The following is a 14,878-nucleotide window of genomic DNA, read 5'->3' as shown; positions in this document are numbered from 1 at the left end:
CGTATGCTGAGCGTTCGCTCGGCCAGTTTAAAACGAAGAAACCGCGTGCTGTCCGCGTTTACGCGTCTTCGACGACTTCTGCCACGTCGTCGAACACGCCGTCTGGGGTCTGTTCACCGTCGATTTCGACGAGGACGCCCTCATCGCGGTAGTGGTTCACGACGGGTTCGGTGTTCTTGTGGTAGACGGTGAGTCGTTCGCGGACCGTCTCCTCGGTGTCGTCCTCGCGCTGGATGAGTTCTCCACCGCAGTCGTCACAGACGCCGTCTTCCTCGGGCGGGGCAAACTCGACGTGGTAGTTTGCACCGCAGTCGTCGCAGACGCGACGACCGGTGAGTCGCTCCACGAGTTCCTCCTCGCTCACGTCGAGGTAGAGAACAGCGTCGAGGTCCGTAATCTCAGTGAGGTACTCGGCCTGTTCGATGTTGCGCGGGTAGCCGTCGAGGACGTAGCCGTCGGCCTCTTGCAGCGCCGTCTTCACGATTTCGTTTACCACATCGTCGGGGACCAGGTCACCGGACTCCATGTACTCGCGCGGCGTGTCGTACTCGAAGTCCATGTCGCTGATGTCCATGTCCTTGTTCGCGCGCAGCGCGTCACCCGTCGTGACGTGTTCGAGGTCGAACTCGGAGGCGAGTCGCTTCGACTGTGTTCCCTTTCCGGCACCGGGTGCGCCGAGCAACAGGATGTGCTTACCCATGTTCGACCCATCCCGGGCCGACGGTATAACGTTGAAGAAAGCGTCTCTCCTTTCGGGTCGGTTGCAGGACCTGTCGGAGAAACTACGGAGAAATGTGCCGAAACCCGGACCGTTCGACAATACATCCGGGCTAACAAGATGAACGCGGGCGGTCACGGTGCTTTTCTACGCCCCCGGACGAAAGACTGCTATGACCAGATTCGATGCCGACAGCCCGAAGGAGCGACGGAAACTGTTCGCCGAGGCGGTCACTGCACACCGGACGCGCGCGAGTCCGTTTCTCACTGTCGAAGTCGAACACGACCCGGATGTAGACGGCGAGGACTCGCCCGCGCCGTGGGTGCAGTTCGCCGACCAGACGTTCAATATGGACGTCACCGAGGAGGAACTCGAATGTGCGAAGTCGCTTCTCTCGGAGTTCCCTGAGTTCCGTATCGATCAGATGGAGTCGCCCGAGGAAGCCGAGGGAACGAATCTCCGGATCATCGCGCGGTCGGACGCGAACCGTCTCGCCGCGTTCGTCGATAGAGTGTTCACCGATGTGTACGGCCGCGACGAAGACTACTGCGCGTGGGTCGCGGCGGTCTGAGGCCGTTCGAGAGTAGTTGACGCGTTATCCACGCAGTCCGCTGCGTTTTGCGAACTTCTAAAGCCGAGGAGGGACAACGCGTCGCCTATGACTCAACGTCGTACCCGTTCACGTACACGTACGTCCCGTTCGGACGAAGGCAACCGGACACGCGCCGGATTCTCACTCGAACGTGACGGCGCGAACGCGACGCGGGAGACGCTCACCCGTCGAACCACACACGGTGCCGACGGCGGTGGCCGACATGGATGAAGAGACTATTGCGCCGTTATTCGACCGCCCGTTGATTCCTGTGGCGAACGACGACGATGCTGCCGCAACTGCCGCGGCCGTCCTCCCGCGTATCGCCGCCAACGGAGGCGACCCCGTTTTCGTCCACGTTATCGAGAAAGCCGGCGGCGCACCTGATAAGGCGTCGGTCGAACAACGCGAGGAACTCGCCGAAGAGATGTTCGACTTCATCCGCGAGGAGAGCGACGACGCAGGCGTCGAGGTGGAGACGACGCTTCGCTACGGAACGGATGTCGCAGCGACGATCATCGACACCGCACACGATATCGGGGCGACGTGCATTACGTTCACCCCGCGCGGTGGCAAGCGGTGGTGGGACCTGTTCTCCGGCGACACGCGCGAGTCGCTGGTAACCAAAAGCGATCTTCCAGTGGTCGTTCTGCCAGCCGCTGACACTGCGGAGGTGGACGCGTGAGCGACGACTATTCTTCCCCGCTCACAGTGGATTCACACGGAGGTGATTCTGCGTGACCGACGAAGAACTCGCCAAAGACTTGGGACCACTCGCCGCTTTGACTATCGGTGTCGGCACGATGATCGGCGCGGGTATCTTCGTCCTGCCAGGCGAAGCAGCCGCCATCGCCGGTCCCGTCGTCGCAGTTTCGTTCGTCGTCGGGGGTGTCGTCTCCATCTTCACAGCCCTCTCCGCGTCCGAACTCGGGACGGCGATGCCGAAAGCCGGCGGCAGTTACTACTATATCAACCACGCGCTGGGACCACTGTTCGGGAGCATCGCCGGAATGGGCAACTGGATGGGGCTAGCGTTCGCATCGGCGTTCTACATGCTCGGCTTCGGCGGGTTCATCATCGAACTCGTGAACGTGCCGTCTATCGGTCTCGGGATACTCACGCTTGCTCCGACGCAGGTGGCCGCACTCCTCGCTGGCGCGACGTTCATCGGCGTCAACTACGTCGGCGCAAAGGAGACTGGGACACTCCAGAATATCATCGTCATCACGCTGGTCGCCATCCTAACGGTGTTTACCATTCTCGGTCTCACGATGACTGATCTCTCGACGCTCCGGCCGTTCGCGCCGAACGGGTACGGGAGTATCCTACCCGGCACGGCGCTCGTGTTCGTTTCCTTCCTTGGCTTCGCCAAGATCACGACTGTCGCCGAGGAGATAAAGAATCCCAGCCGGAACCTCCCGCTGGCCGTCGTCGGGTCTGTCGTCATCGTGACTGTGATGTACGCCATCATCATGGTGATGCTGATGGGTGTCGTCAACTGGACGGAACTCGCCCAGTCTACGACGCCCGTCATCGACGTGGCGGAAGTTGTCTTCTCGAACACACTCGGACTCGGCGTCCTCGGTGGGAGCCTCATCCTGTTCGGCGGCCTCCTCGCCACCGCGTCCAGTGCGAATGCTTCCATCCTCGCGTCGTCGCGCATCAACTTCGCTATGGGGCGAGACAAACTCATCACGGCATGGTTGAACGACATCCACCCGCGTTTCTCGACGCCGTACCGCTCTATCGCCGTCACCGGTGTCCTCATCCTCCTGTTCATCGCTGTCGGTAACGTGAAGGTGCTGGCGAAGGCGGGGAGCGTCCTGCATCTCATCGTTTACGGGCTGATGAACATCGCTCTCATCGTGATGCGGGAGTCCGATGTCGCCGACTACGACCCCGATTTCACGGTTCCGCTCTATCCGGCCGTCCCTATTCTTGGAGCGGTACTCTCGTTCGGCCTTATCGGCTTCATGGACGACAAAGAGATTGCGCTGGCTGCCGGATTCGTCATTGGCTCTCTGGCGTGGTACCTGGTCTATGCCCGCGGTAAGGCGGACGAGTCCGGCGTCCTCAGCGACTATATTCTCGACCGGTCCGAGCGGATGCCCGACGCCGCCGTCTCGGCGGCCACGTCGGTCCAACCCGACGGCGGCCAGTACCGCGTGATGGTTCCGCTGGCGAATCCCGCCCACGAGACAGACCTCATTACCCTCGCCAGCGCACTCGCCAAATCGCGTGACGGTACTGTCGTTGCGGTTCACATCGAACAGGTGCCCGACCAGACGGCACTCGAATCCGCGCGCGAACGTGGCGACTTCGAGGAGGCAGACAGACTCCTCGAACGCGCCCGAGAAGACGCTGAAACGTTCGATGTACCCATCGAGACGCACACCATCCTCTCACACCGGTCGTTCGAGGAGGTATTCGACGCCGCGCGAACCTACGACGCCGACATCACGGTCATGGGATGGGGTCCGGACTCGCACGGTGCGCCCGGACGTGCCGAGAGCGCCATCGACGAACTCGCCAGTTCACTCCCGTGTGATTTCCTCGTACTGAAGGACCGCGGGTTCGATCCCTCGCACGTCCTCGTTCCGACGGCAGGCGGTCCCGACTCTGACCTCTCTGCCGCCGTGGCGGTCACTCTCCGTGAACAGTACGACTCGACGGTGAGCCTTCTCCACGTCACTGACAACAAGGCGGAAGGCGAACAGTTCCTCACAGAGTGGGCTGAAAGCCACGGACTCTCCGACGCCGAACTCATCGTCGAGCAGTCAGTCAACGTTGAGGAAGGCATCGAACGACACGCACGTGATGCGACGATGCTCATCATCGGCGCGACGGAACGCGGCCTGCTCTCTCGACTCGTCCGCGGAACGCTCGTTCTCGATGTGGTGAACAAGGTAGATTGTTCGGTCCTCTTGGCCGAACAGACGCGGAGTCGGTCGCTCAAAGAGCGGTTGTTCGGTCGAAACTGACACACCGAATAGCGCAACTACCGCCTTCGGATCTGTCGGGCGTCGTTGCGGGAGACGCCGTCTGAAGACAGCGAACGTCTTCTCGACAACAGAGCCGACAGTATATTTGTTCTCGGCCGACCAACGAGGTGTATGTCGTCATTAGGCTCTGCCGTCGAAGGCGGCGTTACGCCGGAAGTCCTGCAGATTCGTGGGGAGTCGCAGTTCGTCGAAGTGGGTAACGTCGAACTCCATGTCGTCACCGCTGGACCGAAAGACGGCGAGCCGGTCGTCCTCCTCCACGGCTTCCCGGAGTTCTGGTATGCGTGGCATGAGTTCTTGGGCCCACTGGCTGACGAGGGATACCGCGTCATCGTCCCGGACCAACGCGGGTACCACTTGAGCGACAAACCGGAGGCTGTCGATGCCTATCACCCCGACGAGCTTGCGGATGACGTACTCGGACTGCTCGACGCACTCGACCTATCCGATGCCCATCTCGTCGGGCACGACTGGGGTGCGTTCGTCGCATGGTGGGTTGGACTGCACGCCCCCGACCGGCTCCGAACCCTCTCGGTTTTGAACGTCCCGCACCCGACGGCGTTCAGGCACGCACTGTCGAACGACTGGGAACAACGGTTGAAGAGCTGGTACGTGCTGTTCTTCCAACTCCCGAAGATACCGGAAGCACTGGCGAAGATGGGCGAGTACCGCACGCTGTGCGATCTGATGCGCCGGTCCAGCCAACCGGGGACGTTCAACGAAGCCGACTTCGACTGCTACCGGGCAGCGTGGTCGCGTCCCGGCGCGTACCGGTCGATGGTCAACTGGTACCGTGCAATCGCTCGGGCGAACCCGCGACCGAAGACCGAACGGGTCGGGGTTCCGACACTGGTGTTGTGGGGGGCGAAAGACGCCTTCCTCACGCGTTCGCTTGCCCTCCAGAGCGTCGAATACTGCGAGAATAGTCATCTCGTCGTTCTCGACGACGCGACACACTGGATACAACACGAAGAGCCTGTCCGCGTCCAGCGAGAACTCACCGACCACTTCGGGATGTACCAGCCGTAGCGTTGCCCACCGAACAAGAGAATAACTATATTCAATCGATTCTATATACCACCACAGAGTTGACTTAGCGACTTACTTAAACCCGGAGAGAATATCGCAGTCTGACGCGGAGTGAGGTCGCGTTACCGGGAGTGGATGACCCGTTTGATACTACCTCGTTCGCGTCTCCTTCATGAGCCGGCCGGTCGTCCCCGCGGCCGGTCGTTTTCTGTCAGTGCGAGTAGCGTCGCGGCTGTACGAACGTGCCGTCGGAACCATCAACCGGTCATCCCACAAGAGACACCGGCATTCGGAGCGCCGACAACGTTCGGAGCGCCGACAACGGCACGTTGAAACCGCCCGCCTGCGACCCACCGACATGACTGATCTCGGAAAGGTGGATCGCACGTTCTTCGACCAGTACGTCTTCTCGAACCTCGGGGCCGGACGCGACGATGTCGCACTCGGCCCAACCCATGGCGTCGATTTCGGCCTTCTTGATCTCGATGGGACGGCCGTCGCAATCGCCACAGACCCTGTTTCCGTGCTGCCGGACCTCGGACTCGCCCGTGCTGGACGATTTACGCTCGACTTTGTCCTCGCCGATGTGGCCGTCTCGGGACTCCCGCCCTCCCATCTCGCTATCTCGTTTACGCTTCCACCGGACTTCGAAGACGAGTCGTTCGCTACTCTCTGGACGGCAATGCACGAAGAAGCCGAAGATCTCGGCGTTAGTATCGTCACGGGCCACACAGCCCGCTATTCGGGGTGTTCGTTCCCGTGGGTCGGCGGGGCCACCGCCCTCGCCGTCGGTGACCACGAGGACGTGATTCGACCCGACGGCGCACGCGTCGGCGACGACGTGCTGGTGACGAAAGGACCCGCCGTGGAAGCAACAGGATTGTTGACGACTCTGTTTCCCGACCAGTTCGACCTGCCGGAAACGACGCTCCGTGCGGCGCAATCCCGTCTCGACGAGGCCGAGTGCGTCCGCGACGCGATGACCGCGTCGGCCGTCGGCGGCGTCCACGCGATGCACGACGCGACCGAGTGTGGCCTGTTCGGCGCACTGAACGAAGTCGCCGACGGCGCGGGCGTCCAACTCGACATTTCGACAGACGAGATACCTCTCCGACCGGGTGTCGAGGAGACGTGCGAATTCCTTGGAATGGACCCGTGGACGGCGACGACTGGGGGAACGCTCGTCCTCGCAGTTGATCCCGATTCGACTGCAGCGGTCGTCTCGGCGCTCGAATCCGAAGGTACGCCCGTTGGCGTCGCGGGGACAGTCCGCGAGGGTTCGGGCGTCACTGTTGATGGTGAGGAAGTGCCACATCCCGACGTTGATCCGTCGTGGGCGGCGTACGAAGAACTGATGCGGCAGAGTGGCGTGCAGTAGCGACGACGGCCGTGCCCGCGTTTCTCTCAGTGAAAAACGAACGATTCCGTTGAATCGTTCTAGTCGATATCGATCTCGATCCTACCATCCCTGAACTCGACCTCGGCATCGTCACCGTCGATTTCGATGTCGAAATCGTCGCCATCGATGTCAATGTCATCGCCTTCGACCTCGAAGTCGCCATCCGTATCGTAGTCAACTTCGGCATCATCGTCGATTTCGAACTCGATGTCGTCACGGTCGAACTCGATGCCGTCGTCACTTTCGGCTTCGAAGCTTTCGTCGGGTTCGTACTCGACCTCACCGTCGTCGTGGATCTCGAAGTCCGTGTCGTCGCTATCGACTTCGATGTCCTCGCCATCGATCTCTAATTCTTCGTCTTCGTCGTACTCGAAGTCGTCAACGTCGTCGCCCTCGAACTCCTTGTCGCCGAACTCGATCTCGATATCGTCGTCGTCGAAGTGGTCGGCACTCACAGTGCCGATAGCTAGCCCGCCGCCAGCCACAACGAGGAGGAGGCTGACGACGATGGCTGAGACCGTTCTGAACAGGTATGTTCTCATGGTATGCTATAGGTAAGTTGGTAACGTTGGGGTTACCTATTCTCACCAGGTTACGTTTCATAACCCATGTGAACAGAGGACAGTTACCGTATTCATGTTATATACTCGGACGAGGGTCGATCAGTTCACAGTGGGTACGTATCGGACTCATGGCTCACGATTATACTGGGTGAGCGGTGCAGGCCGGCACGAACAAAAAATGGGTGTACAACACCGAACGAAACTCTTTACACAGTATGGCAGGGTTTAACTCTCATGGATAACTCCCGAGATGACTCCGAGTCGGATGCCACGGCCGAATCGAGCGGCGACGGACCGCCGACGCTGGCCGAGGCCCGCGAGATGGACCACGACGATGCACTTTCGCATTTCCGCGACCGCTTTTTCATCCCCGACGATGAGTTGTACGCTGACGGCAACTCACTCGGACTCTGCTCTGTAGATGCGGCGGCCGCACTGGACGAGGCGGTCGAACAGTGGAAAACGCTCGCTATTCGCGGATGGACCGACGCCGATCCGGAATGGTATACGTACGGTGAACGCCTCGGTGACCGACTCGCCCCACTCGTCGGTGCCGAACCCGAGGAAGTCGTCGTCGGAAACTCCACGACGGTGAATATTCATACGCTGGTCGGCACGTTCTACGACCCGAGTCGCGGCGAGAAGATTCTCGTTAACGACCTCGACTTCCCGACGGATCACTACGCGATTCGCGCGCAACTTCGACAGGTCGGACGCGACCCAGACGAGAACCTCCGCGTGGTCGAGAGCCGAGACGGCCGGACAATCGAGGAAGACGACATCGTGGCGGCGATAGACGAAGACGTGGGGATGGTGTTCATGCCCTCGGTCCTCTATCGGAGCGGGCAACTCCTCGATATCGAACGCATTACGGAAGCGGCCCACGACGCCGGTGCCCTCGCTGGCTTCGACCTCGCGCACTCTATCGGCGCCGTCCCGCACGCCCTCTCGGACCTCGACGTCGATTTCGCCGTCTGGTGTCACTACAAGTATCTCAACGCCGGACCCGGAGCTGCCGCCGGTCTGTACGTGAACGAACGTCACTTCGGCGTTACACCGGCTCTCGCGGGATGGTGGGGCCACGAGAAAGAAACGCAGTTCGAGATGCGCCATACGTATACACCCGCCCACTCGGCCGGAGCGTTCCAGATCGGGACGCCGCCGATTCTCGCAGCGGCTCCCCTCGACGGCGCGCTCGATGTGGTCGAAGACGCCGGTATCGACGCGCTTCGGGAGAAATCACTCGCACTAACTGACTCCCTCATCGAACTCGTTGACGACCGCCTTCCCGACTGCGAGGTCGGGACACCGCGTGACCCGACCAGACGCGGCGGCCACGTCGCCGTCGAACACCCGGAAGCCTATCGCATCTCGGAGGCGCTGAAAGACCGCGGCGTAATCGTTGACTTCCGCGCCCCGAACGTCGTTCGCGTCTGCCCGTCGCCGTACTACGTCGGCTTCGAGGACGTGTATCACATGGTTGAGCACCTCGAAGCAATATTCGAGGATGCCGAGTACGAACAGTACGAGAAGCGCGGCGGCGGCGTGACCTGATCGTTCCCGACTACCAGTCGATAACGGACTGGTCGCGCCAGAAGTACCCCGACGGCGACTCTGGTTTGAAGCGACAGAGCCACACCGGCGTTTCAGCGCCGCGCTCGACTGACCGGTCGGCGTCCTCGCCGCCCATATCGGTGCGGACCCATCCCGGACAGACCGAGTTAGCGAGAAGTCCGTCGTCGCCGTACTCGCCGTCTAAGTACTTCGTCAGGCCGTTCAGCCCTGTCTTCGAGATGCGATACGATGGCGACCCGCCGGACTGTGCTTCGTTGAGCGCGCCCATCCCCGAAGAGACGTTGATCACACGGCCGCCTTCGTCTTGGACGAGGAGCGGGACGGCGTGCTTACAGACGAGCATCGGCCCACGGAGGTTCGTCGCCAGCGTCTGGTCGATGTCCGTCACCGACTCCGCAACGATGTCCCCGTCGCCGCCGCTGATTCCGGCGTTGTTGACGAGGATGTCCAGTCGGCCCGCACTGGCGAAGATATCGTCTACGGCATCAGAGATTTCGCCTTCCTGCGTCACGTCCACGAGAAGGTGATTCCACTCGTCGGGGATGTCGTGCGTAATACTCCGCGTCGCGGCGAACACCGTCGCGCCGAGGTCGTGTAACTGTTCGGCTATCTCGCGGCCGAGACCACGATTTGCACCCGTCACGAGGGCGACTTGCCCTTCGAGAGAGTCGTACAGGTCAGGGTCGGGAACGTCCGCTGTCATTGACGGTGGAGAAGAACTGACGCCGCAAGGGGGTTGCGTTCTCGGGTCGCGGCCGTCGCACGACTGCCGAAGGCTGACGTATCGCACTGACGCCGCGTATCAGCCCTCGGTAATTACGTTGAGGACATCGAACGCCGCGCCCGTCCAGCGGAAGGCGTTCAGTCGGCCGTCCGGATGGCAGATGAGATAGACGTACCCCGTCCACGTCGCCCGTCGTTCGTCGGTTCGACTCGGAACTGGGTCGCTCTCGGGGTGACTGTGATAGAACCCGACCACATCGAGGCCCCTCGATTCGAGGGTGTCGATGGTTTCGACGGTCGTCTCGGGATCGAGCGTGTACGTCGTTCGGGGGTCGTCAGCGACGTTGGGAACCGGTTCGGCGACGGTAACAGTATCCGACCCGGTACCGATGTCGTCCGCAGAGGCTGATTCCGCTGAATCGGTGGCGGATGCGTCGTCGGCGTTCGTCGCCGCGGTGTCGGCCCGATACCCGCCGAGGACACCGCAGACTTCGCTCGGTGGGGTAGTCGCCGCTCCCTCTCGGGCGTGCGCGATGATTGCCTCTCTCGCCTCGGCCGTGAGGACGAGGTTACTCGTCGGCGTGTTCGTCTTCGAAGTCACGGCGCATTGCGATCTCGAACCACGGGCACAGACGGAGTTGTCGGTACCACTCGGGGTGGTCGTGGAGGTGTTCGTAGTCCACCCACAGCAGTCCGGCGATTTCTTCCTCGTCGGGGTCGAGCGTCGTGTCTTCGAGCGTCACCTTCAGGACGGCACAGACCTCCCACTCCAGACCGGCGTTCTCGTAGTAGCGCTTGTACTCGAACTTGTCCGTGATACGCAGGTCGCTGTACTGGTCGGGCGTAATTCCGAGTTCCTCTTCGAGGCGCTGTTTCGTCGCGTCTTCTTGACTCTGCCCCTGCACGGGGTGGGATGCGACGGTTCCGTCCCAGTGAGTGTCCCACAGACGCTTGTTCGGTGCGCGTTGTGCGAGCAGTAGACGCCCATCCTCGTCGAAGACCAAACACGTGAACGCACGGTGGCGCGTCCCGTGGCCAGTGTGTGCATCCAGTCTGTTGACAAGTCCGATCTCGTTATCGTCGGGATCGACGGCAATGACGTCCTGCTTGGCGTTCTTGTGGAGTTCGTCCTCCACGTCGGTGGCGGCACTCCCGCCCTCGTCTGTGCTCATATCGGTCACATTAGCGAGGTGGGTCAAGGAGTCTTCGATGCGTGACGGCCTCCGCAAGGCAGTTCGGCATATGACTCGCCGCGGGACCATTCAGCATATGACTCGCCGCGGGACCATTCAGCATATGACTCGCCGCGGGACCATTCAGCATGTGACTCATCGCAGGACCATTCAGCATGTGACTCATCGCAGGACCATTCAGCATGTGACTCGTGCGGTCCGGCTACGGACTACGACCGAGTCGTTCGTCGAGGATGAGGCGCGTCTTCGTACTCTTTACTTCGTCTAGTTCGCGCGCCCGCGTGATGAGTTCATTCACTGCACGCGTGTCCGCGGCGTCCACGACGAGGACTACGTCTTCCTCGCCGGACACCTGCCACACGAAGTCAACTTGGTTCCATTCCGCCATCTGGTCGGATATCTCGGTCGTGTCCACGTCAACTTTCACCGACACTTCGATCATCGCCTTGATGTTGCCCGTACTGGTGGCGACGGTGAACCGCTCGATGACGTTGTCGTTGGTGAGACGCTCGACGCGGTTGCGAACTGTGCCCTCGGAGGTACCAACTTGCTCTGCAATCTCCGTGTAGGGGGTCCGAGCATCTCGTCGGAGGATGTCGAGAATCTCCCGATCCAAGTCGTCCATGTCTTCTCTCTCCACTCGGAGAACTTACTGGTTACGAAATTCGTAACTCAACTACGAAAGCAACATTTATACCCCCGTATTCCGTGTGTTTCTCGTAATGTCGGACGCCTACTTGGCTCTGGAAGACGGTCGCGTCATCGAAGCGCGCGGTCGCTCTCCAGGACAGACACGTGGCGAACTGGTGTTCACGACCGCGTACACGGGTTACGAAGAGAGTCTCACTGACCCCTCATACGAGGAACAAGTCCTTACGTTCTCATACCCGCTCATCGGAAACTACGGCGTCCGAGAAGAGCGATTCGAATCGGACCGTATCCACCCACGCGCGGCCATTGCACACGAGTTCACAGAAGAAGTCGTCGAATGGCTGGACTCCGAAGATGTGCCCGCAATCGACCATATCGACACACGCGACCTCGTCACCTCGATCCGCGAAGAGGGTGCGATGAAGTGCGGAATCGCTGTCGGCGACGACGTGACGCCCGCAGACGCCGAAGCCCAACTCGCAAAGTGCAAGGGAATGAGCGAGCACACCGAAATCGGCGCGCAGGTCAGCACCGTCGAACACGAGACGTATCGCGGCGGCGGGGAGGCAGATGTCGCACTCATCGACTGCGGCGCAAAGATGTCTATCGTGGACTCGCTGAACGAACGCGGTGCGGACGTTCACGTGCTGCCGCACGACACGACGGCCGCGGAGGTCGAGGAACTCGACCCCGACCTGCTTTTCATCTCGAACGGTCCGGGCGACCCAGCGAACTTCGGCGATGCACAGGCGCTCGTCGAGGAGTTCGTCGGCGAGATTCCCCTCGCAGGCATCTGCCTCGGACAGCAAGTCATCGCACGCGCACTTGGCGGCACCACCGAGAAGATGGACTTCGGCCACCGCGGCGTCAACCAACCCGTACGTGACCTGAACACCGGGAAAGTTATCATGACGACGCAGAACCACGGCTACACTGTCGATGAACCCGGTGACCTGAACGTCACACAGGTGAACGTCAACGACGACACCGCAGAAGGACTGGAGAACGCCGAACTGAACGTCATCACCCGTCAGTACCACCCCGAGGCCCACCCCGGCCCGCACGACTCTCTGGGCTTTTTCGACGATGTCCTCGGCATGGTCAACGGGACCGAACACAAACTCGTCGCCGACGACTGACCAACCCACGGCGTGACCGGCGCTCGACCGGTACGCACCCAGCACGTGACCAGTACACGACCCGCACTCGACCGAAAACGGCCGGGTCGCTCACTCCACTAGCACCAATCGAGCAGCACCGAACCTGACGCATCCGCAGCACGCACCGCTGTCCGTTGGCTCTTTGTTTGACTCGATCAGTGTCCGTTTCTCCCAAGCGCGTCAAAGCGGTGCGCATCGACCGCGGCGGATAACTGTACGTATCCCGCACGACAGTGTGATGTGTTCACACAACCAAGTGATTGTATGGGCGCCGCCTCTCTCCCAGAACAAGGGTTCGACGAACTGCCAACCGAGGTGGCGATTCTCGACAGTCAAGGAGCAATCGTCATCACGAATCGGGCGTGGCGAACGTTCGCGTCCGCAAACGGCTACACTGGCGACCCGACCTTCTCAGGGGTGAACTATCTGGAGGTATGCGACGCCGTCCGTCACGACTGTGAGGAAGCCGCCCTCGCCGCCGATGGCATCCGACGCGTACTCTCCGGTGAGGACGACATGTTTGCGTTAGACTATCCGTGTCATTCGCCGACCGAACGGCGATGGTTTCTGATGCGTGCGGTTCCGTTCAGGTCGTCGTCGAACGGTCAGTACGCGGTCGTCATGCATTTGGAGATCACGGACAGACGACTCGCAGAACACCGCGTGAAGGCGCAGAACGACCGGTTCAAAATGCTGGCGTACGTGCTCTCGACGAACCTCCACGGACCGCTCTCGGAAGCGATTGCAGCGGCGCGGCAACTCGAACAACGCGACGAAGCCGCGGGGAACACCCTCGTACAGACGCTCGAACAGATCGAGACGGTCGTCAAGACTGGTACAGCCTTGGCGGAGGCGGATTCAACCATCGAACAGGTTCCTGTTACGCTCCGCGAACAGGCCGAGGTTGCCTGGGAGCGCTCTCAAAACGAAAACGCGTCGTTTCTCGTCGTGGACTCGCGGATATTCCTCGCGGAACCGAATCTCCTCCAGTTGCTGTTCGACGTCCTGTTCTCGAACGCACTGGAACACGGCGGCGACACGGCCCGCATCCGCGTCGGGACGACCTACACGGGATTCTACGTCGAAGACGACGGTCCCGGTATCGACCCGGCGAACCGCGAACGAATCTTCGAATCCGGCGTCGTCATCAACTCGACAGCTGAGAGAGCAGGAATGGGACTTCCCATCGCGGCCCGCATCGCCGAACTCCACGACTGGTCGATTCACGCCGAACAGAGCAATCTCGGTGGCACACGCGTCGAGGTGAACGGCATCGAGTGGGTGTAACCGCTCAGGAGAGGTCGGCTTCCATCACGAACGTCGGTTCCTCGGCGATGTCGGCCTTCGCTCGCGCGGCGTCGGAGACCCACTGCACTCCTTCGGGAATCAACACGCGCGTCCGGTCGGCATCGACGGCGGCGGCGTCACGCGACATAGCTGCGAGGAGAGCCTCGGCAGCGTCTTCATCCCGCCACGCCCACGCGCCGACGGCGTACTCCGCCCACCTCGCTGTTTCGCCGTCGTCTTCGCGTTCGTACGTCCGACTGCGCGTGGCGAACCCACGCGTCGGCCCCGCACCAGCGACGAGGAGTCGTCCCTCGTCGGCGGCCGCGTGCAGTCTGTCTCGCGTTACCGACGAGAGCGCCCACGATTCTTCGGGATCGAGCGCGAGACCGCCCAACTGCGTTCTGGCCTCGCTGTCGAGCCAGAACGACCACGCGGCATCGGGGTTGGCGTCGTCGGTGAAAACGGGAACGTCGGCTGACGCCGACGCGTCCGAATCTGGCGACGGGTGAGCCCAGCGGAACTCGATGCCGGGGTCGTACCCCGTGTCGCGGGCGAGGCCGAGGCTCTTGACGTTCCACGAGAAGATCATGTTTCGGAGGACTGTCGCGCCCGCCTCCTGCGCGAAGTCGAAACTCGCCTCCGTTATCGCCTTCGCCAATCCGCGGCCGCGGTACTCCGGATTGACGCGAATGCCCTGCCCCCACGCCTCGTACGGGGAGAGCATGACGACTTGGACGATTGCACCGAGTTCGTCGGATGGCGTCTCAGCACCGAGATCAACGACGAACGTCTGTCGCGTCTCGCCGTCGTCGTCGGCGATCCAGTCGTGGTAGATATCGGGGATGTAGTCGCTCCCGCCGCGGTCGGCCCACGTGTCGGCGGTGAACGCTGCGACGGCGTCGTAGTCGTCGGGCCGGGCGGCGCGGACAGCGACGGATTCTCCCGTCTCGTCCTCGATGGTCGCGTACGTGCTCATCGAGTCGGTC

16 protein-coding genes are annotated in these 14,878 nt (G+C 61.5%); 9 read left to right on the top strand and 7 right to left on the bottom strand.

All coding sequences use genetic code 11. The features are described 5' to 3' along the window. Positions 1 to 58: 58 nt before the first annotated feature. Entirely contained in the window at positions 59 to 700 is a 642-nt protein-coding gene (locus HBOR_RS04425) for an adenylate kinase (protein WP_006053738.1), read from the bottom strand. Positions 701 to 890: 190 nt separating this feature from the next. On the opposite strand from HBOR_RS04425, the gene HBOR_RS04420 reads away from it, so the two are divergent. The 6 genes from HBOR_RS04420 (at position 891) to HBOR_RS04400 (ending at position 6,719) form a co-directional block, all read left to right on the top strand. Next, positions 891 to 1,289 (top strand): hypothetical protein, encoded by a 399-nt coding sequence (locus tag HBOR_RS04420; RefSeq protein WP_006053737.1) that lies wholly within the window; start codon positions 891 to 893, stop codon positions 1,287 to 1,289. An 87-nt stretch (positions 1,290 to 1,376) separates the two neighbouring features. Next, positions 1,377 to 1,541, top strand: coding sequence for a hypothetical protein (locus HBOR_RS19905; RefSeq protein ID WP_161609399.1), 165 nt, complete (start codon positions 1,377 to 1,379; stop codon positions 1,539 to 1,541). Then, positions 1,534 to 1,995: a universal stress protein gene (locus HBOR_RS04415; RefSeq protein WP_006053736.1), complete on the top strand. Its 462-nt coding sequence runs from the start codon at positions 1,534 to 1,536 to the stop codon at positions 1,993 to 1,995. The genes HBOR_RS19905 and HBOR_RS04415 overlap by 8 nt, the downstream gene beginning before the upstream one ends. 52 nt (positions 1,996 to 2,047) lie before the next feature. Beyond that, positions 2,048 to 4,291, top strand: coding sequence for an amino acid permease (locus HBOR_RS04410; protein ID WP_006053735.1), 2,244 nt, complete (start codon positions 2,048 to 2,050; stop codon positions 4,289 to 4,291). Between the two features lie 132 nt (positions 4,292 to 4,423). After that, positions 4,424 to 5,341, top strand: a complete 918-nt coding sequence (locus HBOR_RS04405) for an alpha/beta fold hydrolase (RefSeq protein ID WP_006053734.1) — start codon at positions 4,424 to 4,426, stop codon at positions 5,339 to 5,341. A 358-nt stretch (positions 5,342 to 5,699) separates the two neighbouring features. After that, on the top strand, positions 5,700 to 6,719 hold the full coding sequence (locus HBOR_RS04400) for an AIR synthase family protein (protein ID WP_006053733.1): 1,020 nt from the start codon (positions 5,700 to 5,702) through the stop codon (positions 6,717 to 6,719). A 59-nt stretch (positions 6,720 to 6,778) separates the two neighbouring features. On the opposite strand, the gene HBOR_RS04395 is transcribed toward HBOR_RS04400, so the two are convergent. Then, positions 6,779 to 7,282, bottom strand: coding sequence for a hypothetical protein (locus HBOR_RS04395; protein ID WP_006053732.1), 504 nt, complete (start codon positions 7,280 to 7,282; stop codon positions 6,779 to 6,781). Between the two features lie 255 nt (positions 7,283 to 7,537). On the opposite strand from HBOR_RS04395, the gene kynU reads away from it, so the two are divergent. Continuing rightward, complete coding sequence (gene kynU, locus HBOR_RS04390; RefSeq protein ID WP_006053731.1) at positions 7,538 to 8,857, top strand: kynureninase; 1,320 nt, start codon at positions 7,538 to 7,540, stop codon at positions 8,855 to 8,857. A 10-nt stretch (positions 8,858 to 8,867) separates the two neighbouring features. Here the strand turns inward: kynU and HBOR_RS04385 are convergent, their stop codons facing one another. From HBOR_RS04385 to HBOR_RS04370, 4 genes are all read right to left on the bottom strand, one after another. Beyond that, positions 8,868 to 9,581 carry an SDR family NAD(P)-dependent oxidoreductase gene (locus HBOR_RS04385; RefSeq protein WP_006053730.1) on the bottom strand — a complete coding sequence of 238 codons (714 nt, stop codon included), beginning with the start codon at positions 9,579 to 9,581 and terminating at the stop codon, positions 8,868 to 8,870. A gap of 99 nt (positions 9,582 to 9,680) precedes the next feature. Beyond that, positions 9,681 to 10,202 carry a desampylase gene (locus HBOR_RS04380; RefSeq protein WP_006053729.1) on the bottom strand — a complete coding sequence of 174 codons (522 nt, stop codon included), beginning with the start codon at positions 10,200 to 10,202 and terminating at the stop codon, positions 9,681 to 9,683. Next, positions 10,171 to 10,773 carry an isopentenyl-diphosphate Delta-isomerase gene (gene idi, locus HBOR_RS04375; protein ID WP_006053728.1) on the bottom strand — a complete coding sequence of 201 codons (603 nt, stop codon included), beginning with the start codon at positions 10,771 to 10,773 and terminating at the stop codon, positions 10,171 to 10,173. The genes HBOR_RS04380 and idi overlap by 32 nt, the downstream gene beginning before the upstream one ends. Before the next feature lie 223 nt (positions 10,774 to 10,996). After that, positions 10,997 to 11,419 carry an Lrp/AsnC family transcriptional regulator gene (locus HBOR_RS04370; RefSeq protein WP_006053727.1) on the bottom strand — a complete coding sequence of 141 codons (423 nt, stop codon included), beginning with the start codon at positions 11,417 to 11,419 and terminating at the stop codon, positions 10,997 to 10,999. Positions 11,420 to 11,516: 97 nt separating this feature from the next. Here HBOR_RS04370 and carA point away from each other — a divergent pair, with 97 nt between their 5' ends. Both carA and HBOR_RS04360 read left to right on the top strand, forming a co-directional pair. Then, complete coding sequence (gene carA / locus HBOR_RS04365; protein WP_006053726.1) at positions 11,517 to 12,584, top strand: glutamine-hydrolyzing carbamoyl-phosphate synthase small subunit; 1,068 nt, start codon at positions 11,517 to 11,519, stop codon at positions 12,582 to 12,584. A gap of 285 nt (positions 12,585 to 12,869) precedes the next feature. Further along, complete coding sequence (locus HBOR_RS04360) at positions 12,870 to 13,892, top strand: PAS domain-containing sensor histidine kinase (protein WP_006053725.1); 1,023 nt, start codon at positions 12,870 to 12,872, stop codon at positions 13,890 to 13,892. Positions 13,893 to 13,896: 4 nt separating this feature from the next. Here the strand turns inward: HBOR_RS04360 and HBOR_RS04355 are convergent, their stop codons facing one another. Beyond that, positions 13,897 to 14,868, bottom strand: coding sequence for a GNAT family N-acetyltransferase (locus HBOR_RS04355; RefSeq protein ID WP_006053724.1), 972 nt, complete (start codon positions 14,866 to 14,868; stop codon positions 13,897 to 13,899). Between the last annotated feature and the right edge of the window lie 10 nt (positions 14,869 to 14,878).

It is taken from the genome of Halogeometricum borinquense DSM 11551, from assembly GCF_000172995.2.
Taxonomy (GTDB): domain Archaea; phylum Halobacteriota; class Halobacteria; order Halobacteriales; family Haloferacaceae; genus Halogeometricum; species Halogeometricum borinquense.
Note: the sequence above shows the minus strand (reverse complement) of the source record. Positions and strands in the feature narration are given on the sequence as shown.

Coding starts and splice junctions, on each gene's coding strand:
- idi (WP_006053728.1), bottom strand. CDS start 10,773: ATGAGCACAGACGAGGGCGGGAGTGCCGCCACCGACGTGGAGGACGAA.
- carA (WP_006053726.1), top strand. CDS start 11,517: ATGTCGGACGCCTACTTGGCTCTGGAAGACGGTCGCGTCATCGAAGCG.
- HBOR_RS04370 (WP_006053727.1), bottom strand. CDS start 11,419: ATGGACGACTTGGATCGGGAGATTCTCGACATCCTCCGACGAGATGCT.
- HBOR_RS04415 (WP_006053736.1), top strand. CDS start 1,534: ATGGATGAAGAGACTATTGCGCCGTTATTCGACCGCCCGTTGATTCCT.
- HBOR_RS04360 (WP_006053725.1), top strand. CDS start 12,870: ATGGGCGCCGCCTCTCTCCCAGAACAAGGGTTCGACGAACTGCCAACC.
- HBOR_RS04405 (WP_006053734.1), top strand. CDS start 4,424: ATGTCGTCATTAGGCTCTGCCGTCGAAGGCGGCGTTACGCCGGAAGTC.
- HBOR_RS04395 (WP_006053732.1), bottom strand. CDS start 7,282: ATGAGAACATACCTGTTCAGAACGGTCTCAGCCATCGTCGTCAGCCTC.
- HBOR_RS19905 (WP_161609399.1), top strand. CDS start 1,377: ATGACTCAACGTCGTACCCGTTCACGTACACGTACGTCCCGTTCGGAC.
- HBOR_RS04400 (WP_006053733.1), top strand. CDS start 5,700: ATGACTGATCTCGGAAAGGTGGATCGCACGTTCTTCGACCAGTACGTC.
- HBOR_RS04420 (WP_006053737.1), top strand. CDS start 891: ATGACCAGATTCGATGCCGACAGCCCGAAGGAGCGACGGAAACTGTTC.
- kynU (WP_006053731.1), top strand. CDS start 7,538: ATGGATAACTCCCGAGATGACTCCGAGTCGGATGCCACGGCCGAATCG.
- HBOR_RS04355 (WP_006053724.1), bottom strand. CDS start 14,868: ATGAGCACGTACGCGACCATCGAGGACGAGACGGGAGAATCCGTCGCT.
- HBOR_RS04385 (WP_006053730.1), bottom strand. CDS start 9,581: ATGACAGCGGACGTTCCCGACCCTGACCTGTACGACTCTCTCGAAGGG.
- HBOR_RS04425 (WP_006053738.1), bottom strand. CDS start 700: ATGGGTAAGCACATCCTGTTGCTCGGCGCACCCGGTGCCGGAAAGGGA.